Raw genomic sequence first — 18,613 nt, 5'->3', positions numbered from 1 at the left:
CCCGGCACCCCAAGCCGCCGGGCGATCGCGGATGCCCCGAGCCCGAACTCACCTGGCGTTCAAGCGGGAGGCGTTTATGAGCATCGTCGACGTGAGGCGCAAGGCCTTCCACCATCTTCTGGTCAGCACCGTGCTGGTCTCGATCATCAACGTCACCGTCTGGTTCGGGGTCACCTTCTATGTGTACGTGCAGACGCGCTCGGTGTTCGCCACGGGAGTGATCTCCGGGCTCTTCCTGGCGATGTCCGCGCTGACCGGCATCTGGTTCGGCAGCCTGGTCGACCGCCATCCGAAGAAGACGATGATGCAGGTGTCGTCGGTGGTGTCGCTGGTGCTGTACCTCGTGGCCTTCGTGATCTACGAGACCGCGTCGCCGGAGTCGTTCACCGACCCGACCAGCGTGGTCCTGTGGACGCTGGTGGTGGTGCTGATGTTCGGCGTCGTCACGGGCAACGTCCGCCTGATCGCACTGCCGACGCTGGTGACGGTCCTGATCCCCGAGGAGTCCAGGGACCGCGCCAACGGCCTGATCGGTGCCACCATCGGGGTGGTCGGCGTCGTCACGAACGTGATCAGTGGCGTGCTCGTGGCGGTCGACGGCATGTTCTGGGTGCTGGTCCTGGCCCTGGTGGTGCTCGCCGCCTCTGTGGCGCACCTGCGCCTCGTGCCCGTTCCCGAGCGCGCGGCCACCGACACCCGTCCGGGTGAGGCGGCCTCCCACGGGCCGGCGCCCGACGTGGCCGTGCCGGGCGGCATGGTGGATCTGCGGGGCACCATTCGGGTGATCGGCCAGGCGTCCGGGCTGGGTGGCCTGATCGTCTTCTCGGCGTTCAACAACGTTCTCAGCGGCGTGTTCCTGGCGCTGATCACCCCCTATGGACTGACGCTGATGTCGGTCCAGGCGTGGGGGTTGCTCTGGGGCGTGCTGTCCACGGGCTTCATCGTCGGCGGGCTGATCATCGCCCGGACCGGCCTGAGCAGGAACCCGGTGCGGTTGCTGCTCATCGTGAACCTCTGCCTGTGGGCGGTCACCCTGCTGTTCCCGGTGCGGTCCTCGATCATCCTGCTGTCCGTGGGCATGTTCATCTACACCCTGCTCCAGCCGTACGCGGAGGCCTCCGAGCAGACGATCCTGCAGAAGGTGGTGCCCTACGAGCGGCAGGGGCGCGTCTTCGGCTTTGCGCAGAGCGTCGAGCAGGCCGCCTCACCGCTGGCCGCGTTCCTGGTCGCGCCGATCGCCCAGTTCCTGGTCGTCCCCTTCATGACCGACGGCGCCGGTGCCCGGGCGATCGGCGGCTGGTACGGCACCGGCACCGACCGCGGCCTCGCGCTCATGTTCATGCTGAGCGGCGTCGTCGGCCTGATCGTCACCGTCCTGGCGATGCTGAGCCGTTCGTACCGACAGCTGAGCCGGCGTTACACGCAGTCCCCGGCGGCTTCCGCCGAACTGAGTCCCACCGGGCAGCGGTGAGACGAACACGCCGCCGGTGTGTATTCACCGGCGGCGTGTTCGGTCTGGTCGAAAGGGACGTCAGGAACGGTCGCGCGGGCAGTTCTGATAGACCGCGAGCACCCAGTCGTCGTTCTCCTTGACGAGGATCCACGACGCCCGGATCGCGTTCTCGGGCGCCAGCTCCTCGGCGCCGGCCTCGATCACCCCGCCCTCGGTCAGCAGCGCCACGGCGCCCGGACCGAGCGGCCGGATCGCGATCGGCGTCCCGGTGACCGTCGTACCGCGGTAGGGGCCGGCGTACGCGTTCGTCATGAACTGCCTGATGGCCTCGCGTCCCTGAACGAGGACGCCGGGCAGGATCAGCGTCCCGTCCTCGGCGAACAACCGGGCGAAGGCGTCGGCGTCGTGCTCACGCCACGCGTTGACCATGCGCGCCGGGACGGCGGCGATGGCGGCCTGTTCGGTGGATGCGGTAGTCGAAGTCATCGGCTCTCTCTTTCTCGACGAGACGGCGGAACGGCCGTCCCCATCGTGTCCACATCCGTGCCCGCGTAGCGCCTTCACGCGTGCGCAGCATCGTGCCGCAAGCCCAGAGATGACCCCGAACGGCGCAGCGAATGAACATGAGAATTCGATTCGACGTTCGCAGAAAGGCGGTGCAGGGATGCCACCGGAATCCACGCGGTTGACCGATTCCGAGGTGATGACGCTCGAGGCCTTCGCGGACACCATCATCCCCGGAGAGCGGCGGCACGCCACCGACCGAGCCGTCGCCGGCGCGGCCGACGGCGGGGGCGCTGTCGCGTCCGGCGCCGTCGATCTGATGGCGTCCGAGGAGGGCGGCCTCGGCGGGCTGCTGCCGACGCTCGTGATCGGGCTCAACGACCACGCGCAGGCGTACGCCGACAAGCACGGCCTGACCCTCGACGACAGCGTTCCCGCCTTCGTCGCCCTGGACTTCGACGACCGGACCGCGTTGGCCGCCGAGCTGATGGCGCCACGCACCGACGAGCAGGACCTGTGGGTCCCGCTCGCCATGTTCAGCGTGATGGCCTGGGACACCGGTGCCTCCGTGCACACCACCGAGGCCCTGGCCGCCGGCCACCCGGGCCTGACCACGATGGGCTTCAACGGGCCCGACGCCGACGGCCTGTGGCGCTTCCCGGACTTCTCCTACCGCCGGGTGCTCGCCTCCCCGCACCCGCACACCACACCCTCGGGAGATCCCGCATGACAGGTATTGAGACCACCGACGTCCTGGTGATCGGCAGCGGCTTCGGTGGCGCGATCCCGGCCTACCGGCTCGCTGCCGGCGGCGCCCGCGTCGTCGTGCTCGAACGCGGTCCGTGGCTCACCGGCGAGGAGTTCGAGCACGACTTCAAGTTCGGCAGCTCGAGCACCCGGGCCTTCGAGTTCACCATGGGCGACGGCATGAACATCCTCGGTGGCAACTGCGTCGGCGGCGGCAGCGTCGTCTATTTCGCGGCCATGCCACGGGCGCCCCGGTACGCCTTCGAGCGGCTCGGCGGCGCGGGACGGCGGTTGTGGCCGAGCAGCATCAACCGTGCCGAGCTCGATCCCTGGTACGACATGGTCGCCGAGTCGCTGCCGATCACCCGTCAGGACTGGAACGACGTCACGTACTCCGGGGGCCTGTTCGGGGCGGCGTGCGCGCACGCGGACCGTACGGCCAACCCGGTGCCCGCCGCCATCGACCGGGACAAGTGCACGAACTGCAACTGGATGATGTCCGGCTGCCGGTTCGACGCGAAGCGCTCACTGCTGCTCAACTACCTGCCCGGGGCGCTGGCGCACGGCGCCCGGATCCGGCCCCTGCACGAGGTGCAGCGCATCTCGCGCACCGACGACGGCTACCGGGTGCACTTCAACACGGTGGACGAGGTGGACTACCGCAACGTCACAGGCAGCGGCGCGATCGACTGCAAGGTCGTGATCGTCGCGGCCGGCGCGGCGGCGACCCCGGCGATCCTGCAACGCTCCGAGGCCGACCTCGGCGAGATGCCGGCCGCCGTGGGCCGGTACTTCTCGGGCAACGGCGAGCGGCTCAACACGGCGGTCGTCGACGAGAACCGGGTGCGCGAGGTGCTCGGTCTCTCCCGCCCCGACGGGCGGGCCTACGAGGGGTACCAGATCGGCAAGGGCCCGGTCTGCGCCAGTTGGGACCGGCTCGACGGGAACCTGCCGGAGTTCCACCGCTACTCGCTGGAGCAGCTGTACTTCCCGCCCGGCTTCGGCACGATCCTCGCTCAGGTGCGTGACGCCACCGGGCCCACGTGGTTCGGCGTCGAGAAGAAGGAGATGCTGCGCCGCTGGCAGTCGTGGCTGACCATCTTCATCATGTCCGAGGACGACAACGAGGGTGTCTTCGGCCCGCCGCCGGAGACCGGCAACGCCGACCGGGTCTCGCAGCAGATGCTCAGCCGCGGCCCCCTGCGTTACGACCCGACGGCGAACACCCGGGCCGCCTGGGCGCGGGCCGACGCGGACGTGCGCGACATCCTGGAGCGTGACGGCCTGGCCAAGGTGATGCCGTGGAGCAACGAGGTGATCGGGGCCTACACGGTGCACCCGTTGTCGTCCTGCCGGATCGGCGACGACCCGCAGACCTCCGCCCTGGACGACACGCACGAGTTGCGCAACCACCCCGGCATCTTCGTCACCGACGGCTCGTCGGTGCCCGGTGCGTTGACCGTCAACCCGGCCTTCACCATCGCGGCGCTGGCCGAGCGGGCGGTGCCCCGGATCGTCGAGGCGGTCGCCCGGCGCGGTGTCGGGGTGCGGTACGTGGCCGAGCCGCCGGAGGCGCGCACCAGCAGCCGCCGTCCTCTCCTCGCCCAGGCGTGAAACGGCCGGGTCCGCCTCGACGGACCCGGCCGCTTGCCGGGACGTGCCCCGGCCGCTCAGGGCCGGGGCACGTCGAAGAGGGCGGGGAACTTGTTGATCAGACCGAGGTCACCGCGGGCCTTCAGCCTGCCGCGCAGGAAGAGCATGCGGGCGTTGGCGTTGCCGGTGGTCATCTTGACGAAGTTGACCGCGTCGAGGTGCAGCACCAGCCGCGGCGTGCGCGCCGGTCGCGGGGACACCGTGCACCGGCCGCCGGCGATCTCCAGCTCGAAGACGTCCTCCTCGCCATCGGCGGGGCCGGTCACGTGCCAGTGCACCACGGCCTGGAGGGCACCGGCGCGGTCCGCCCGGAACACGTCCGGCATGCCGTCGATCAGGTCGCCGAGAACCGTCTTGCGCCGGTCCCCGGCGACCAGCTCGCGCAATTCGGCGTCCGAGGCCTTCTTGACCTGTCGCGCGAAAGTAGCCGCGCCTTCCGCGGGGTTCACCATGGACACCATTCGGTCACTCCATTCAGGTGCAAAGAGGGATTCTTCAATTCTTTTCGCCGGCCTGCACCCCGGGCCAACTCCCAGAATGCGTAGAGGTACGCCATGACATTTCTGATCACCGGCGGCTCCGGCTTTCTCGGTTCGCACATCGCGGCCGAGCTGGTCCGCCGTGAGGTTCCGGTGCGGCTGCTCGTACGGGATCCGCAGCGGGCCCGGAAGGCGCTGGAGCCGCTCGCCGCCGGTGCCGCCGGTGTGCCGATGGCGCTCGGGGACGTCACCGATCCGGCGGCCGTGGTGGCGGCGCTGCGCGGCTGCGCCGGGGTGCTGCACGCGGCGTCGGTCTACAGCTTCGATCCGCGCCGGCACGCCGAGATGCGCGCGGTCAACCGCCGCGGCACCGAGGTCGTGCTGGCCGCCGCCCGTGACGCCGGTGTGGACCGGGTCGTGCACGTCTCGACGTTCGGCGCGCTGCTGCCCGCGACCGGGCCGATCACCTCGGATGCGCCGGTCGGCGCCCCGCGGGAGCCCTACCTGGCCAGCAAGGCGGAGGCCGACCGGGTGGCCCGGCAGTACCGGCGGGACGGGCTGCCGGTGCTCGTCACCTACCCGCCGGCCCTGCTCGGGCCGCACGACCCGCGTCTGGGTGACCAGACCCGGCGGGTGCGCGACGTGCTGCGTGGCCTCATGCCGATCTGGCCGGACGGGGGCTTCCCGATCGGGGACGTCCGCGACGCCGCCGCCTGGCACGCCGACGTGCTGATCCGCGGCGGGCCCGCCCAGCTCGCCGCGCCGGGCCGGTTCGTGCGCACCCGGGAGCTGCTGCGGGCGCTGCGTGACGTCACGGGCCGCCGGCTGCCGGCCGTGCACCTGCCGGCCGCCGCGTTGCTGCCGGTGGGCCGGCTCGCCGGGCTCGCCCAGCGGGTGCTGCCCGTGCACGTCCCGGTCGAGCACGGCGCCATCTACGTCTGCGGGGTGGCCCGCCCGCTCGACGACGCGCCGGCCCCGCGGCCGCTCGTCGACACCCTGGCCGACACCGTTCACTGGCTGCGCGAAGCGGGTCACCTGAGCGCGGCCCAGGCCGGCCGGGCGGCCACCCGCAAATCTATCGGAGTCTGAATACCGCACGGCAGAAGAATGATGGTCTTCAGTGCGCCGATAAGGTGACTCGTCGACGTCGTCACATCGGAGGAGACGAATGATGGGACAGAAATCCGGGGTTCTCGCCCTCGTGAACGGGCGCTATCATCGGGTCACGCTGCGACTCTTTCTCATCGTTGTGGTCGCGCACTGGGCCGAGCATCTCGTGCAGGCCTACCAGATCTGGGTGCTCAACAAGCCGCGCCCCCAGGCTCGCGGGGTGCTGGGACAGTTCTGGCCCTGGCTGGTCAGCTCCGAGTGGCTGCACTACGGCTATGCCATCGTGATGCTGGTATTCCTGTTCCTGCTGTTCCCCGGCTTCTCCGGGCGCTCGAAGGTGTGGTGGGGGATCGCGCTCGGGCTGCAGTTCTGGCACCACATCGAGCACCTGCTGCTGCTGATCCAGGCGCAGACCGGCACCTTCTTCTTCGGCGGCACGGTGCCCACGAGCATCGCCCAGCTGGTGATGCCCCGGGTGGAGCTGCACCTGTTCTACAACTCCGTCGTCTTCATCCCGATGCTGATCGGCATGTACCTGCACCTGCGCCCGACCCCGACCGAGCGGGCGAGGGTCACCTGCGACTGCGCGGCACCGCAGGCCAGCTTCTCGCCGGGCATTCCCCGTCCGACGACGGCCTGACATGCCACGGCTTCTCCGGAACGCGGTGCTGCCGCTGCTCGCGGCGTCGGTGCTCCTGCTCGCACCGGCCGCCGCGGTGGCGGCGACGGTCAGCGACCCGGCCGACGGCGCGGCCCTCGCCGCCGCGCCGCGGCAGGTCACGCTGACCTTCACCCGCGCCCCGGTCGCCGAGACGTCGCGGGTCAGGGTGGTGTCCGGCGACGGCCGCCCGGTCGACGGGCCGGGCGGGCCGGTCCGCGCCGGGCTCAGCCTGACGCAGCCGGTGGGCATCGCGCGAGCCGGTGACTTCACCATCGTCTACTCCGTGACGTTCGCCGACGGCGGGCAGGAGCAGGGCACCCGCCGTTTCCGTGTCCTCACCGATCCGGCCGCCGACGACAGCGGCGCCCACGCCGGGCACGGCGGGCACGACGTCGACCCGGTCAGCGCCACGCTGCTGGTCATCGACGGCCTGGTCGTCCTCGCCGTGGTCTTCCTCCTGGTCGTCCGCCGGCCCGGCGCCGCCCCCGTCGCCTGGCGCCTCCCCTCGAGCGAAAGGAACCCCGATGACCGCACTGCCTGACGTCTACGTACAGCTCGCCGCCCAGGGCGAGGAGGTCGACCGGCTGGTCGCGGACCTCGACGCCGCGGGCTGGGACCGGCCGACGCCGGCTCCGGGCTGGACCGTCGCGCACCAGATCGCCCACCTGACCGCCACGTTCCGGATGGCGGAGACCGCGGTCTCCGCGCCCGACGACTTCCGCGCGTTCACGGCGTCCCTCGGGGGCGACTTCGACGCCAACGTGCGGCGCGCCCTCGGCGTCTACCTCGGCGAGCCGCGCGACGTGCTGCTCAAGAAGTGGCGGGCCGGGCGGGTGGCGGTCGACGAGGCGCTGGCCAAGACCCCGCCCATGCAGATCGTGCCGTGGCTGGTGCGCCCGTTGCCGGCCGCGGTGCTGGCGGCGGCGGGCATGATGGAGTTGTTCGCCCACGGGCAGGACATCGCCGACGCGCTGGGCGTGCGTCGCACCCATGACGACGGGCTGCGGCACCTCGTCGACTTCATCTCCCGCACCTGGGATTTCGGATACCAGTCCCGCGCTCTGGAGACGCCCGACGCTCGGCTGCGGTTCGAGGTGACCGCGCCGTCCGGCGCCCTCTGGACGTACGGCGCGGACGACGCGACCGACGTGATCAGTGGGCCTGCCGTGGACCTGTGCCTGCTCGCCACCCGCCGTCGGCACCGCGATGACCTGGCCCTGACCGGAACCGGCGCGGAGGCGGACCGGTGGCTCGACATCGCCCAGGCGTACCGCGGCCCGGCCGGAGAGGGCCGCCGTCCAGGCCAGTTCGACCACTGAGAACAGGCCCAGTCGCCGCGACTGTTCAATTACTACAGTCGACATTCCCAGCGTGCAGGATTTCTGCGGTAGCTCTGTCGTGACGATCGTGGCAGACTCGCGGCAAGGTCACTCGGCGACGGGGGTGGGTTTGCGCATCTCGGAACTGGCCCGGCGGGCCGGCATGCCGATCCCCACGGTGAAGTTCTACCTCCGTGAAGGTCTGTTGCCGCCGGGGACGCCGACCGCGCGTAACCAGGCGCGGTACGAGGAGTGTCATCTGGAGCGGCTGCGCCTGATCCGGGCGCTCACCACGGTGGGTGGGTTGGAGATCGGCGCGGTGCGGGGTCTGTTGACGGTGCTTGAGGATCCGGGTGTGACGTTGGCGGGGGTTTATACGGGGCTGGACCGGGTGGGGTTCACCGCTTCACCGTATCCGGCTGATTTCGACGGTGTGGAGGCGGCGCGGGCGGACATCGATGCGCTGGCTGACAGGTTGGGGTGGGACGAGGAGGCCACGCGGTCGGGGCGTGAGTCGTTGGTTCAGGTGCTTACCACGTTGCGCGCTCTCGGCTGTGATGCTCATGGTCGGTACTTCCTGACGTTCGCGCAGGCGGCGGGCAGCGTGGTGGATGCGGAGATGGGTCTGGTCCAGGGGTCCGACCGTGACGCCAAGGCTGAGGCCATGGTGCGCAGTGTGTTGTTCGACGTGTTGATGTCGGTGATGCTGCGGACGGTCCGCCGAAACGCGGTGGCCGTGCGGTTCGGCGGCTGACACCCACTCCTTCGTCCGGTCGGTCACCAGAGCGGTGTCGTTTCTCCGACGTGCGGGGCACGGCCGCAATGCGGAAGATGTCTGCCTGGCACCGCGCCCGGAACAATGAACTCTCGGCGTTCCACGATGGAAGGGGCCGCGATGCCACCCGGCGCGACAGAGCTGGACCTGCTCGGGACACCCGGAACAGAGCACGGAGACGGCACCGGCCCCGGTCCGGGGTTCTCCCGATGAGCGCGCCGGCGATCGAGACCGCGGGCCTGGCCAAGTCCTTCGGCGCCAACCGCGCGGTCGACGGCGTCGACCTTACGGTACCCGCCGGCACCGTCTACGGCCTGCTCGGCCCGAACGGGGCCGGCAAGACCACCGTGGTGCGCATGCTCGCCACGCTGCTGCGGCCCGACGGCGGCAGCGCCCATGTCTTCGGCAAGGACGTGGCGGCCGATCCCGACGCGGTACGCCGCCACATCAGCCTCACCGGCCAGTACGCCTCCGTCGACGAGGACCTGACCGGCGCGGAGAACCTGACTCTGCTGGCACGCCTGCTCGGTCACTCCCGGTCTGGTGCCCGTACCCGCGCCGAGCGGATTCTGGAGGCGTTCGGACTGACCGACGCGGCCGACCGGCAGGTGAAGAAGTACTCCGGGGGCATGCGCCGGCGCCTGGACATCGGCGCCAGCATCCTGAACACTCCGGACCTGCTGTTCCTGGACGAGCCGACGACCGGCCTCGACCCGCGTAGCCGCAACCAGGTCTGGGACATCATCCGGCTGGTGGTGGCGAACGGCACAACGGTATTACTGACCACGCAGTACCTGGACGAGGCCGACCGGCTGGCCGGACGCATCGCGGTGATCGACCACGGTCGGGTGATCGCCGAGGGCACGCCCGGGGAGCTGAAGTCCTCGGTGGGCGCGGGCACGATCCACGTCCGGATTCGCGACGCCGCGCAGCGGCTGGCCGCCGAACGCATCCTGGCCACCGCCCTGGAGACGACGATCGACCTGGACGCCGACCCGGTGGCGTTGTCGGCGCGTACCGCGGGCTCCGAGCAGGGCGCCACCGAGCAGGCCTCCCGCGCCCTGGCGGCGCTGGCCGGCGCCGGGATCGTCGTCGACGACTTCGCCCTCGGCCAGCCCAGCCTGGACGAGGTCTTCCTGGCTCTCACCGACCGGCCGGCACATGAGGAGGTCAGCGCATGAGCACCGCGACGAGCGCCCCCGATGCGCCCACGGTCTACATCCCGTCGGCGGAGACCCTTGCCGCGGTGCTGGCCCGCGACGAACGCCCACCGCGCCCGAGCTCGCTGTCGGCGTCACTGACCTTCGGCTGGCGGGCCATGCTGAAGATCAAGCATGTTCCCGAACAGCTTTTCGACGTGACGGCCTTTCCGCTCATCATGACGCTGATGTTCACTTACCTCTTCGGCGGGGCGCTGGCCGGCTCCACGGGTGAGTATCTGCAGTTCTTCCTGCCCGGCGTCATGGTCACCAGCGTCGTGATGATCACCATGTACACCGGTGTGGGCCTCAATATCGACATCGAGAAGGGCATCTTCGACCGCTTCCGCACCCTGTCGGTCTGGCGCCCCGCACCCCTGGTCGGCATGATCTTCGGCGACGTCGTGCGCTACATCCTGGCAGCCGTGGTCATCATGTGCGTCGGCCTGGTTCTCGGCTTCCGCCCCGAGGGCGGCCCAGCGGGCGTGGCCGCGGCGATCGGCCTGCTCGTGGTCTTCTCCTTCGGCTTCTCCTGGGTGTGGACCATGGTCGGTCTGCTCCTGCGCTCGGACAAGTCGGTGATGGGCTTCAGCTTCCTGGTCCTGATGCCCCTGACCTTCCTGAGCAACGTCTACGTCGACCCGCGCACGATGCCGGGCTGGCTGCAGGCATTCGTCGAGGTGAACCCGATCAGCCACCTGGTGACCGGCGTCCGTTCGATGATGGCCGGCGACTGGGACATGGCCGAGATCACCTGGACGCTGGCCGCGGCAGCGGCCCTCACGCTGATCTTCGGTGCCCTGACCATGCGCCTGTACAACCGCCGCTGAACCCTGCCGGCAGTGGGTGGACCCGGCCGGATGCCCGAGTGCGGCCGCAACACGTCTCCTGGATGGTGCCGATGACAGCCGTGACGCGGGATGACTGGACGCGGGCCCGGGCCGCTGTGCTCGACACCGGCCGACGCTTCGACGCGCTCGTCAGATCCGTACCCGATCCCGCGGCGATGGCGACCGCGGAGTGGTCCATCGCCGACTCCGCCGCCCATGTGCTGTCCATCGGCTCACTGTGTCTGCTGTTGCTCGACCCCGACGCGCCACCGCTGCCGGTGCCGGGCCTGCGTGAACTGCTGTCGGACACCAACGTCGACACCGTCGCCGACGCGAACTCCCACGTCATGCGGCACCTCACCGAGCGCGACCCGCGGGTCGTCCTGCACGAGCTGCGGACGTCGATCGAGCGCATCCTGCTCGTCACCCGTACCGCCGACCCGGCCTCCACCGTCACCTGGCTGGGCAACGCCCAGGTGACAGTGGCCGGGGTGCTCGCACACCTCGTCAACGAGATGCTCGTGCACGGCTGGGACATCGCGCGGGCGGCCCGCCTGCCGTGGCGGATGCCGGACGCCGACGCGGGGCTGTTCTTCGACCTGTTCCTCGTCGACATGATCCGTAACGACTACGGCGCGCTGCTCAACCCCTCGGTCCGCATGCCCCGCCGTCGCATCGCGGTCCAGTTCCGCTCCGCGCACACCACGACGGCGACATTGGCGCTGGACCGGGGCCGGGTCGTGGTCGCGCCGCCCGACGACCCGTACGACGTCAGCCTGACCTTCCGCCCGGCCCGCTTCAACCTGATGCTCTTCGGCCGCGTCGGCGCGCTGCGCGCCGCGGCCGCCCGGGACGTGATCGTCGGCGGCCCCCGCCCGTGGCGGTTACGGGCCTTCCTGCGGGTCGTGCACATGCCCAACAACGCCCGTGCCTGAACGGTGAGCCCATCGGTCCGCCTTCAGACCGAGACGGACAGGGCCGGGCCGCGGCAGACGCCGTCCACGGGCACGGGCGGAGACGACACGGCGAGCGAACGGCCGCAGGCTTGAGGCATACACCGATCCCCCCTCGACCGGAGGCTCCAAACGTGACAGCACACGACGTGATCGCCGATCTGACCGCCGGTGCCGAGGACGTCGACCGCATGGTCGCCGGTCTCACCGACGAGCAATGGACACTGCCCACGCCTGCCGAGGGCTGGACCGTCGCCCATCAGGTCGGTCATCTGGCCTTCGTCTTTCGCATCGCCGGCCTCGCCGCCGCCGACCCCGAGGCGTTCATCGCCCTGACCCAGCGCATCGGCACCGGCTTCGGCGCCTTCGACCGGGCTGTCAACGCCGCACTGGCGGAATACCTCGTGCTGCCGCGGCAAGCGCTCCTCGCCCGGTGGCGGGCCGAGCGTGACGCCGGCGTCGCGGCACTCGCGGCCGTTCCGGACGGGACGCTCGTACCGTGGCTCGTCCGGCCGATCCCGGCGCCCGTACTGTGCGCGGCCGGCATGACGGAGCTCTTCGCCCACGGCCAGGACATCGCCGACGCGCTCGGCGTTCAACGGCGACACACCGACCGCATCAGGCGGATCGTGGAGTTCGTCGTGCACACCTGGGAGTTCGGCTACCAGGCCAATGACCTGACCCCGCCGGCTGAGCAGTTCCGCTTCCAGGTCACGGCGCCTTCGGGCGAGCAGTGGACGTTCGGCCCGGCCGACGCGGCCCAGTCGGTCACCGGCTCCGCTGTCGACCTGTGCCTGCTCGCGACCCGCCGCCGCCATCACAGCGACCTGGGCCTCGTCGCCACCGGCGCGGACGCGCGCACGTGGATCGGGTTGGCGCAGGCCTACCGTGGCCCGGCCGGCAGGGGACGCGCGGCCGGTCAGTTCGCCGGCTCCCGGTCGCCCGCCTGACAGCGGGCGACGCCCCCCACCCGGCCGGGTTCGGCGGGAACGCGCCGGCAGCGGCGCCGCCGCACCCGGCCCGCGGCATGGCCCGCCGACTGGCCGCCACGGATGAGGAAGCGCCCATGTCCGGCACGACTCCGCCGTGTCGACAGTGGAGCGCTACGGTGTCCTCGCCCTCAGGGACCCGCGCAGGACCCGTAGGACGATGCCCGGCCTGAGCAGTGACGCCGGAGGCTGCACGAGGTTGAGCACCCGCAGGAACGCCGCGCCGAGCACCGCGTCGTGGCTGGCCGCGACATGCAGCCGGTGCACGAACCTGTTGGTGAGCCGCACCCGGGCCCCGCGCCGGCCCGGCACCTCAGGGAACCGCAGGTCGGTGCCGACCGCGATCGCCCACGGGCCGTCGATGATCCGGGCCGCGCCACGGAAGAAGCGAGGCGCGATCGCGGTGCCGTGCTCGGTGAGCAGGCGGCGCAGCAACAGCGCCTCCAGCGCCGCGACCGTCATGCCCTGCCCGTAGATGGGATTGAAGCTGCACAGGGCGTCGGCGACGACCAGGTATCCGGACGGGAACCGGCGCAGCCGCTCGTACCGCCGGCGGATGCTGGCCAGAAACCGCATCGTCACCGGCTCACCGGCCGGTGGGGCGGACCGGACGATCGTCGCGATGTGCGGTGCCGCCAGTCTCTCGGCGAATGCCGCCATGCCCGCGTCATCCGTCGGCGGCTGCTCGCCGAGCATGCCGTTCAGCGCGATCGCCACCCGGTCGCCTTCCAGAGCTGCGGCGATCCCGGCGCGGGGCGCCCCCGGTACGGCGTTCGTCAGCGCGCCGAGCAGGCCGTCAAGGTGCTCCGGGCAGCGCTGGTAGAGGCGGGTGACGTACGTGACGTCGACGCGGACCCGATCCTCCGGCGGCGGCCGGTAGCCGAGCTCGGCCAGCCACCGAGGGCTGCGGGAGGCGCGGCCCCCGGCGTCGACGACGAGGTCCGCCGTGATGGTGTACGGCGTCGCGGTCTGGCTGTGCGAGGCCACCTGGACGCCCGTGACGGTCATACCGCCGGTGTCGGTGAGCAGGCCGGTGACGTCGGTCCGCGGCACCAGCTCCACACCGGGCAGCTCGGCGACCCGGGTGCGGATCACGTGCTCCAGCAGGGGGCGGCTCACCCCGACGCCGATGAGGTCCGACGGTGCCCGCCGCATGCGGTATCCGTCGTTGTACCAGTGGACCTGCTCGTGCAGGTCGACGATGGGCGCGCCGGCGTCGCGCAGTTGTGCGGACAGCCCCGGGAACAGTTCCTCGAGCACCGACCTGCCGCGGGCCAGCAGCACGTGCAGCTGCCGGTCCTGCGGCACGTGGCGGCGGCTCGCCGGTGTGTCGGGCAGCAGGTCCCGGTCGATCACGACCACCCGCGCGAAATGCTCGCTGAGCGCCCGGGCGGTAAGCAGGCCGCCCATGCTCGCACCGATCACCACCGCTGTCGCGTCACCAGCCATGACCCGGACAGTATTGACCGGAGTTGTTCGATGTCATATTGGTTCTTGCTCGACTGTCCGACGGTCAGGTGCCGTAACCCTCTTCCACGATGCGCGTGGCCATCGGCAGGTAGTCCTCCGGCCGCTGCGGCGCGAAGGTACCCAGCCCGTCGACGTAGCGGTTGTACATGCAGAACGCCGCGGCGATGAGCACGGTGTCGTGGATCTCGACGTCGTCGGCGCCCTCCGCCCGGGCGGCGTCGACGAGTTCGGCGGTCACCGCCCGGCCGCTCTGCTGGACCGCGCCGGCGATGCGCAGCAACGCTCGCAGCTTCGGTGACACCGGCGCCGAGTCCAGGTCCGCGCGCACCTTGTCCACCACGGCCATGCCAGCGTCGAGCTGGACGGCGGCGAACGCCGAGTGAGAGGAGCAACAGAAGGTGCATTCGTTGAGACCGGACACGTAGGCCGCGATCAGCTCCCGCTCGCCGGGCGGCATGGAGTGCGGTGCGCGCAGCAGCACTTCGGCGAGCATGTTGAGCGGCTCCGCGGTCTCCGGGCGGAACCGCATCGGGCCCGTGATGCCCGGAAACTCATGCTCGTCCACGCCCAGATCGATGTAAGCCATGCCGTACCGTGGCACGCGCCGATCGGGGGGACAACTTCCTGCGTGCGCAGTTGCCGCATCGACAGTGGCCCGCTCCGCCCGCCGGCCGCAGCGGGTCAGGCAGCGCGATCCGAGGGCCGGAGAACGTGCCGGAGTTCCGAGACGCACATCATGTAGCCGGTCGGTGTCGGCAGCCGGTCGAGGTAGTAGCGCAGGTCGGCGCCGAGCGCGAACACCCGGGTCGGGGTGCCGGTGCCGCGCGCGTCCTCGATCACCCGTCGCAGCCCGTCGAGGACGGCCGGGTGCCGGGTGCGGTAGGAGTCGGCGACAAGGTGGTTGCTGCGGTCGGCGGCGAGGTAGAACTGCACCAGGTCCTTGGTGCCGACGAACAGTTCGGCGGCACCGGCGGCGCAGATGTCCGACGTGGCGTGGACCGCGGCCGGCGTCTCGATGAACGCGGACAGGGGCGTCTCGGCCGGCAGGCCGAGATGTGGTCGCAACTTCGCGAACTCCTCGGCGTCGGTGAGGAACGGCGCCGAGAGATGCACCAGGTCGGCCTGAGCGCCGAGCTGACCGCGCAGGGTGTCCAGCATGACGTGCAGCGCCTGGGGATAGGCGGCCGACCGGAGCAGCCACCGGGTGCCGTGCAGGCCCATGTCGGGGTTGGGCTCGCTCGGCACCGTGGCCTCACCGGTGATGTGGGCGGCGTCGTTGGAGCGCAGGTCGAGCATACGCAGGATCAGCCGCTGGCCCGGCCGGAGCGCTTCCACGCATGCCCGCAGCTGGTCGGCGATCGCGCGTCCGTAGGCGTGCACGGCAGCCCCGCCGCGCAGGGCGTCGATCGGGCTGAGGCCTGCGGAGAAGCACAGGAACTCCTCCCGGACGAAGAACGACTCGACGGCAGTCGTACCCCCGGCTGTGGCGTTGAGGCCGCGGATGTCGCGAAGGTCGGCGATCACGGCGCAGGCCGAGCCGAGAACGTCCGGCGGCGGACCGGCCCGGCCGACGGCCGCCGCGCCGGCGCCGCCGCCGGCGCCCACGACGACAGTCGCCCGCTCCAGGTCGAGCGTCACCACGCCGACGAGCTTGTCGAGGTCGCCGGGGTCGACGCGCAGGACGGGGATGCCCTTGGCGCGGCAGACGGACTGCATGTGGCCGGTACGCCCGCCGGAGCCGCAGACGACGGCGCGGGCCGTCGTGAGCGCGTCGTACAGCCTCGGCGTGAGTGTCTGCGCGATGACGACCGAGCCCGCCACCGGTCGTTCGGTGCGGTTGCACGGCCCGTCCACCACGGATGTGGCTCCGCCGATGAGCAGCACGCCACGGATCTGTCGTTCGGTCACTGGTCGTCCGCCTCTCCCTCGTTCGTGATGCCCAGCTGCCGCCGCAGCTCGCGTGGCGTCACCGAAATGTCCGTGAGCTTCTCGAGCGCCGCCTGGTTGACCGCGGCACGCAGCAACCGGTCACCCGTCTCGGCCCGCACACCGTGGAAGTGATCGGAGCACAGGTGGCCGGCCAGCCGCGCGTCGAGTCGCTCCCGCTCCGCCCGGGACCGCGCGGCGAGCCGCCTGACCTCCACGGTGACGGCCTGCGCGAACCCGTCGCGGGTCGTCTCGGTGAGCGTGTGGCGCAGTTCCGTCGCGGCCCGTCGTGCGGCCCCGTCGCAGCGCAGCTCGAGCCGTTCGAGAACGTGCGCGGCGACCATGACGGAGTGGTTCTTGATCGCGGCGAGGTTGAACGCGAAGGCGCCGGTGCGACCGTTGCGGACGATCTCGTCGCCCTCGCGCATCACCCCGATGGCCGAGAGCACCTCAACCGGCTCGCCGTCGGGTCGTAGCGGCGTACCCCGGGTGTCGACCTCGATGCCGCGGCCGGTGCGGTGATGGGGAGTGACGACGTCGCCGGCCAGGAGGTTCGTCCACAACGGGGACTCGACGTGCGTGTAGTCGAACTCCCGGCCGAAGTTGCACACCACCAGGTCGGCCGGGAGGACGCGGGTGCCGGCCCCCGTCGCCACGACGACGTCGAGTCGCCCCGACGCCGCCGGGCCGACCTCCTCGATCCGGCCGACGACAAGCTCGACCGAGCCGTGGTCGGGGGACATGGCCTGCTCCACGATGGCAGTCGTGTAGGGCACCGCGCCGACTCGTAGCGAGGCGATCTGCGTGCTGAACTCCTTGAGCAGCTGCCGCAGCTCGTCGGTCGGGATCTGCGCGATGACCCGCGGGAGGTAGGGCTCCCATGCCTTCGCCACCCGTTCGGTGATGATCCGCTGGTGGATGTCGGGGTGCTCCGCGGTGATCGCGGCGCAGGCGGCCTCCCACTCGGCGTGGAGGCGTGCCAGGAAGTCCGAGCGGTCCCGGTACGGTTCGAACAGCCGTCCGGGGGCGGGGAGCTGGACCACGCCGTGCTCGTGGTGCTCGGGGTACGCGCGTGGCATCGTGCCCGACTTGGAGACCAGGCGGATGGTGCCGGTGTGACCCTGGCGCAGGAGCAGGGCCACGGAGTCGTACGCGCTCAGCACCGATCCGACGACCACGACGCTCGCGTCGGGCGGTGTATCCAGCAGCCGCCGTACGCCCTCCTCCGAGTACGGGTGCCGGATGAACGCGTCATGCCCCAGCACCTGGCCGGCGAACGCCGGTTCCCGGAGCTCCATGCCGGTCGCGAGGATCACGTGATCGGCCGTCAGGGTCTTCGTGTGCCCGGCGTCGTCGCCGGAGCCCAGCCGGATGGAGGCCACGACGTGGTCCGCGTGGATGTCGAGGTCGACCGCCTCACCCTCGGTCTCGATGAGTTCCACACCGGGGTACGCCTCGGCGCGGGCCGCGGCGACGCGATCGGTCAGGTAGTCGTGGTAGATCCGGCGTGGGGCGGGGCCGTGTCCGACGAATGTGAAGTCCCCCCAGGGCGCGGTCCATCCGCTGCGATCGGCCTCGTGATTGGCCCAGCGGACGAAGTCGTGGACGTCCTCGCGGAACGCGGACATGCGGCCGGCCTGGATGTTGAACACGTGATCCCAGGGGTTGCCGTCTCGGTGGTACGCCACCCCCGCGTAGCGGTAGTCCCGGCGACGCTCAAGCAAGACGATCTCGAGGGGTTCGCGGGCGAACTGCAGGAGCCGGATGGCTGTCGCCGTGCCGGCCAGCCCGGCACCGACGATGAGGACCCGAGGACGATGCATTCCTGCCTCCTTTTTGGATACCGGCAGCATGCATCGCCCGACGCCTGTCGATCAATTTCCTCCTCCTGAGCGACGCCCGTTCGTCATTCCCGGGGATCCGTTCGATGTTGGCGGCCGGGCGCGGAACGGCGCCACTTCACCAGTGCTGAAACCGGCGGCGCCCCACGCCACACCCCTATCGTCGGGACGAGGGCGGGTTGTCGGAACGCCGACAGGCGCGGCACGATGGGCGGTCGATGTGGTGGCCTGTTCGAGAAGCCGATCATGACCCTCGCGAAAGGGGAACGCATCCATGGAACAGATGACGGTGGCTCTCGCGCAGAGCGGCCATACGGCGACCATCGCCAGCGTTCGCGATTACACCATCGTGATGGATCGTCCGTCCTCCAACGGCGGATCGGACGCGGGCCCGATGGGTGGTGAGACGCTGCTCGCCTCGGTCGGTGGCTGCTTCATGAGCACTCTCTACGCCGCCGCCGAGGCCCGGTCCACCCGGGTCGAGGGCGCGACCTGTCGCGTCACCGGCGTGTTCGAGCCGAACCCCCGGCGGTTCGGTGCGATCCACATCGAGGTGTCGTGCGACTCGTGCCCGGCCGCGGACCTCGAACACCTCGTCGTGATCGCCGAACGCGGTTGCCTGGTGGCCGCGACCCTCAGGCAGGGCATGAAGGTGACCGCGTCGGTCGCCGTGCCGCCCGCCGCCGGGTGAACAGCGGGGCCGC

General features: G+C 70.9%; 19 protein-coding genes. 13 read left to right on the top strand and 6 right to left on the bottom strand.

All coding sequences use genetic code 11. The features are described from left to right. Nucleotides 1-76: 76 nt before the first annotated feature. Nucleotides 77-1,471 carry an MFS transporter gene (locus ACGFIA_RS06895; RefSeq protein ID WP_357468076.1) on the top strand — a complete coding sequence of 465 codons (1,395 nt, stop codon included), beginning with the start codon at nucleotides 77-79 and terminating at the stop codon, nucleotides 1,469-1,471. Nucleotides 1,472-1,531: 60 nt separating this feature from the next. On the opposite strand, the gene ACGFIA_RS06890 is transcribed toward ACGFIA_RS06895, so the two are convergent. Beyond that, on the bottom strand, nucleotides 1,532-1,939 hold the full coding sequence (locus ACGFIA_RS06890) for an SgcJ/EcaC family oxidoreductase (protein ID WP_357389656.1): 408 nt from the start codon (nucleotides 1,937-1,939) through the stop codon (nucleotides 1,532-1,534). A 178-nt stretch (nucleotides 1,940-2,117) separates the two neighbouring features. Between ACGFIA_RS06890 and ACGFIA_RS06885 the strand changes: the two genes are divergently transcribed. After that, nucleotides 2,118-2,687, top strand: coding sequence for a DUF5987 family protein (locus ACGFIA_RS06885; protein ID WP_393259007.1), 570 nt, complete (start codon nucleotides 2,118-2,120; stop codon nucleotides 2,685-2,687). Continuing rightward, nucleotides 2,684-4,318 carry an FAD-dependent oxidoreductase gene (locus ACGFIA_RS06880; protein ID WP_357468072.1) on the top strand — a complete coding sequence of 545 codons (1,635 nt, stop codon included), beginning with the start codon at nucleotides 2,684-2,686 and terminating at the stop codon, nucleotides 4,316-4,318. Before ACGFIA_RS06885 ends, ACGFIA_RS06880 begins: the two co-directional genes overlap by 4 nt. 56 nt (nucleotides 4,319-4,374) lie before the next feature. Here the strand turns inward: ACGFIA_RS06880 and ACGFIA_RS06875 are convergent, their stop codons facing one another. Continuing rightward, nucleotides 4,375-4,683, bottom strand: a complete 309-nt coding sequence (locus tag ACGFIA_RS06875) for an SCP2 sterol-binding domain-containing protein (RefSeq protein ID WP_393259319.1) — start codon at nucleotides 4,681-4,683, stop codon at nucleotides 4,375-4,377. 228 nt (nucleotides 4,684-4,911) lie between these two features. Between ACGFIA_RS06875 and ACGFIA_RS06870 the strand changes: the two genes are divergently transcribed. The 9 genes from ACGFIA_RS06870 to ACGFIA_RS06830 all read left to right on the top strand — a co-directional run bounded on the left by ACGFIA_RS06870 (nucleotide 4,912) and on the right by ACGFIA_RS06830 (nucleotide 12,633). Then, nucleotides 4,912-5,925, top strand: coding sequence for an NAD-dependent epimerase/dehydratase family protein (locus tag ACGFIA_RS06870; RefSeq protein WP_357390999.1), 1,014 nt, complete (start codon nucleotides 4,912-4,914; stop codon nucleotides 5,923-5,925). 82 nt (nucleotides 5,926-6,007) lie between these two features. After that, entirely contained in the window at nucleotides 6,008-6,586 is a 579-nt protein-coding gene (locus tag ACGFIA_RS06865; protein WP_357391001.1) for a hypothetical protein, read from the top strand. A gap of 1 nt (nucleotide 6,587) precedes the next feature. After that, the gene (locus ACGFIA_RS06860; protein WP_357391003.1) at nucleotides 6,588-7,148 is read left to right on the top strand and encodes a copper resistance protein CopC; all 561 of its coding nucleotides are present in this window, start codon (nucleotides 6,588-6,590) and stop codon (nucleotides 7,146-7,148) included. Next, nucleotides 7,132-7,926 (top strand): TIGR03084 family metal-binding protein, encoded by a 795-nt coding sequence (locus ACGFIA_RS06855; RefSeq protein ID WP_357391005.1) that lies wholly within the window; start codon nucleotides 7,132-7,134, stop codon nucleotides 7,924-7,926. Before ACGFIA_RS06860 ends, ACGFIA_RS06855 begins: the two co-directional genes overlap by 17 nt. Before the next feature lie 52 nt (nucleotides 7,927-7,978). After that, on the top strand, nucleotides 7,979-8,680 hold the full coding sequence (locus tag ACGFIA_RS06850) for a MerR family transcriptional regulator (RefSeq protein ID WP_357391007.1): 702 nt from the start codon (nucleotides 7,979-7,981) through the stop codon (nucleotides 8,678-8,680). Nucleotides 8,681-8,910: 230 nt separating this feature from the next. Beyond that, nucleotides 8,911-9,882, top strand: a complete 972-nt coding sequence (locus tag ACGFIA_RS06845; RefSeq protein WP_357391009.1) for an ATP-binding cassette domain-containing protein — start codon at nucleotides 8,911-8,913, stop codon at nucleotides 9,880-9,882. Further along, nucleotides 9,879-10,730: an ABC transporter permease gene (locus ACGFIA_RS06840; protein ID WP_357391011.1), complete on the top strand. Its 852-nt coding sequence runs from the start codon at nucleotides 9,879-9,881 to the stop codon at nucleotides 10,728-10,730. The genes ACGFIA_RS06845 and ACGFIA_RS06840 overlap by 4 nt, the downstream gene beginning before the upstream one ends. A gap of 71 nt (nucleotides 10,731-10,801) precedes the next feature. Beyond that, the gene (locus tag ACGFIA_RS06835) at nucleotides 10,802-11,665 is read left to right on the top strand and encodes a maleylpyruvate isomerase N-terminal domain-containing protein (protein WP_357468069.1); all 864 of its coding nucleotides are present in this window, start codon (nucleotides 10,802-10,804) and stop codon (nucleotides 11,663-11,665) included. A 152-nt stretch (nucleotides 11,666-11,817) separates the two neighbouring features. Next, nucleotides 11,818-12,633 (top strand): TIGR03084 family metal-binding protein, encoded by an 816-nt coding sequence (locus ACGFIA_RS06830; RefSeq protein ID WP_357468066.1) that lies wholly within the window; start codon nucleotides 11,818-11,820, stop codon nucleotides 12,631-12,633. Nucleotides 12,634-12,786: 153 nt separating this feature from the next. Here ACGFIA_RS06830 and ACGFIA_RS06825 read toward each other — a convergent pair whose 3' ends face one another. The 4 genes from ACGFIA_RS06825 to ACGFIA_RS06810 all read right to left on the bottom strand — a co-directional run bounded on the left by ACGFIA_RS06825 (nucleotide 12,787) and on the right by ACGFIA_RS06810 (nucleotide 17,891). Further along, nucleotides 12,787-14,121, bottom strand: a complete 1,335-nt coding sequence (locus ACGFIA_RS06825) for an FAD-dependent monooxygenase (RefSeq protein ID WP_357391017.1) — start codon at nucleotides 14,119-14,121, stop codon at nucleotides 12,787-12,789. A 64-nt stretch (nucleotides 14,122-14,185) separates the two neighbouring features. Further along, on the bottom strand, nucleotides 14,186-14,728 hold the full coding sequence (locus tag ACGFIA_RS06820) for a carboxymuconolactone decarboxylase family protein (RefSeq protein ID WP_357391029.1): 543 nt from the start codon (nucleotides 14,726-14,728) through the stop codon (nucleotides 14,186-14,188). Nucleotides 14,729-14,823: 95 nt separating this feature from the next. Continuing rightward, complete coding sequence (locus tag ACGFIA_RS06815; RefSeq protein ID WP_357391019.1) at nucleotides 14,824-16,050, bottom strand: putative PEP-binding protein; 1,227 nt, start codon at nucleotides 16,048-16,050, stop codon at nucleotides 14,824-14,826. Next, nucleotides 16,047-17,891, bottom strand: a complete 1,845-nt coding sequence (locus ACGFIA_RS06810; RefSeq protein ID WP_357391021.1) for an FAD/NAD(P)-binding protein — start codon at nucleotides 17,889-17,891, stop codon at nucleotides 16,047-16,049. Before ACGFIA_RS06810 ends, ACGFIA_RS06815 begins: the two co-directional genes overlap by 4 nt. Nucleotides 17,892-18,183: 292 nt before the next feature. Here ACGFIA_RS06810 and ACGFIA_RS06805 point away from each other — a divergent pair, with 292 nt between their 5' ends. Next, a complete protein-coding gene (locus ACGFIA_RS06805; protein ID WP_357468061.1) occupies nucleotides 18,184-18,600 on the top strand; it encodes an OsmC family protein in 417 nt (138 codons plus the stop codon). Nucleotides 18,601-18,613: the final 13 nt, after the last annotated feature.

It is taken from the genome of Micromonospora sp. NPDC049203 (assembly GCF_043197215.1).
Lineage (GTDB): Bacteria > Actinomycetota > Actinomycetes > Mycobacteriales > Micromonosporaceae > Micromonospora.
The sequence above is the reverse complement of the archived record's forward strand: the minus strand, read 5'-3'. Positions and strand labels throughout refer to the sequence as shown.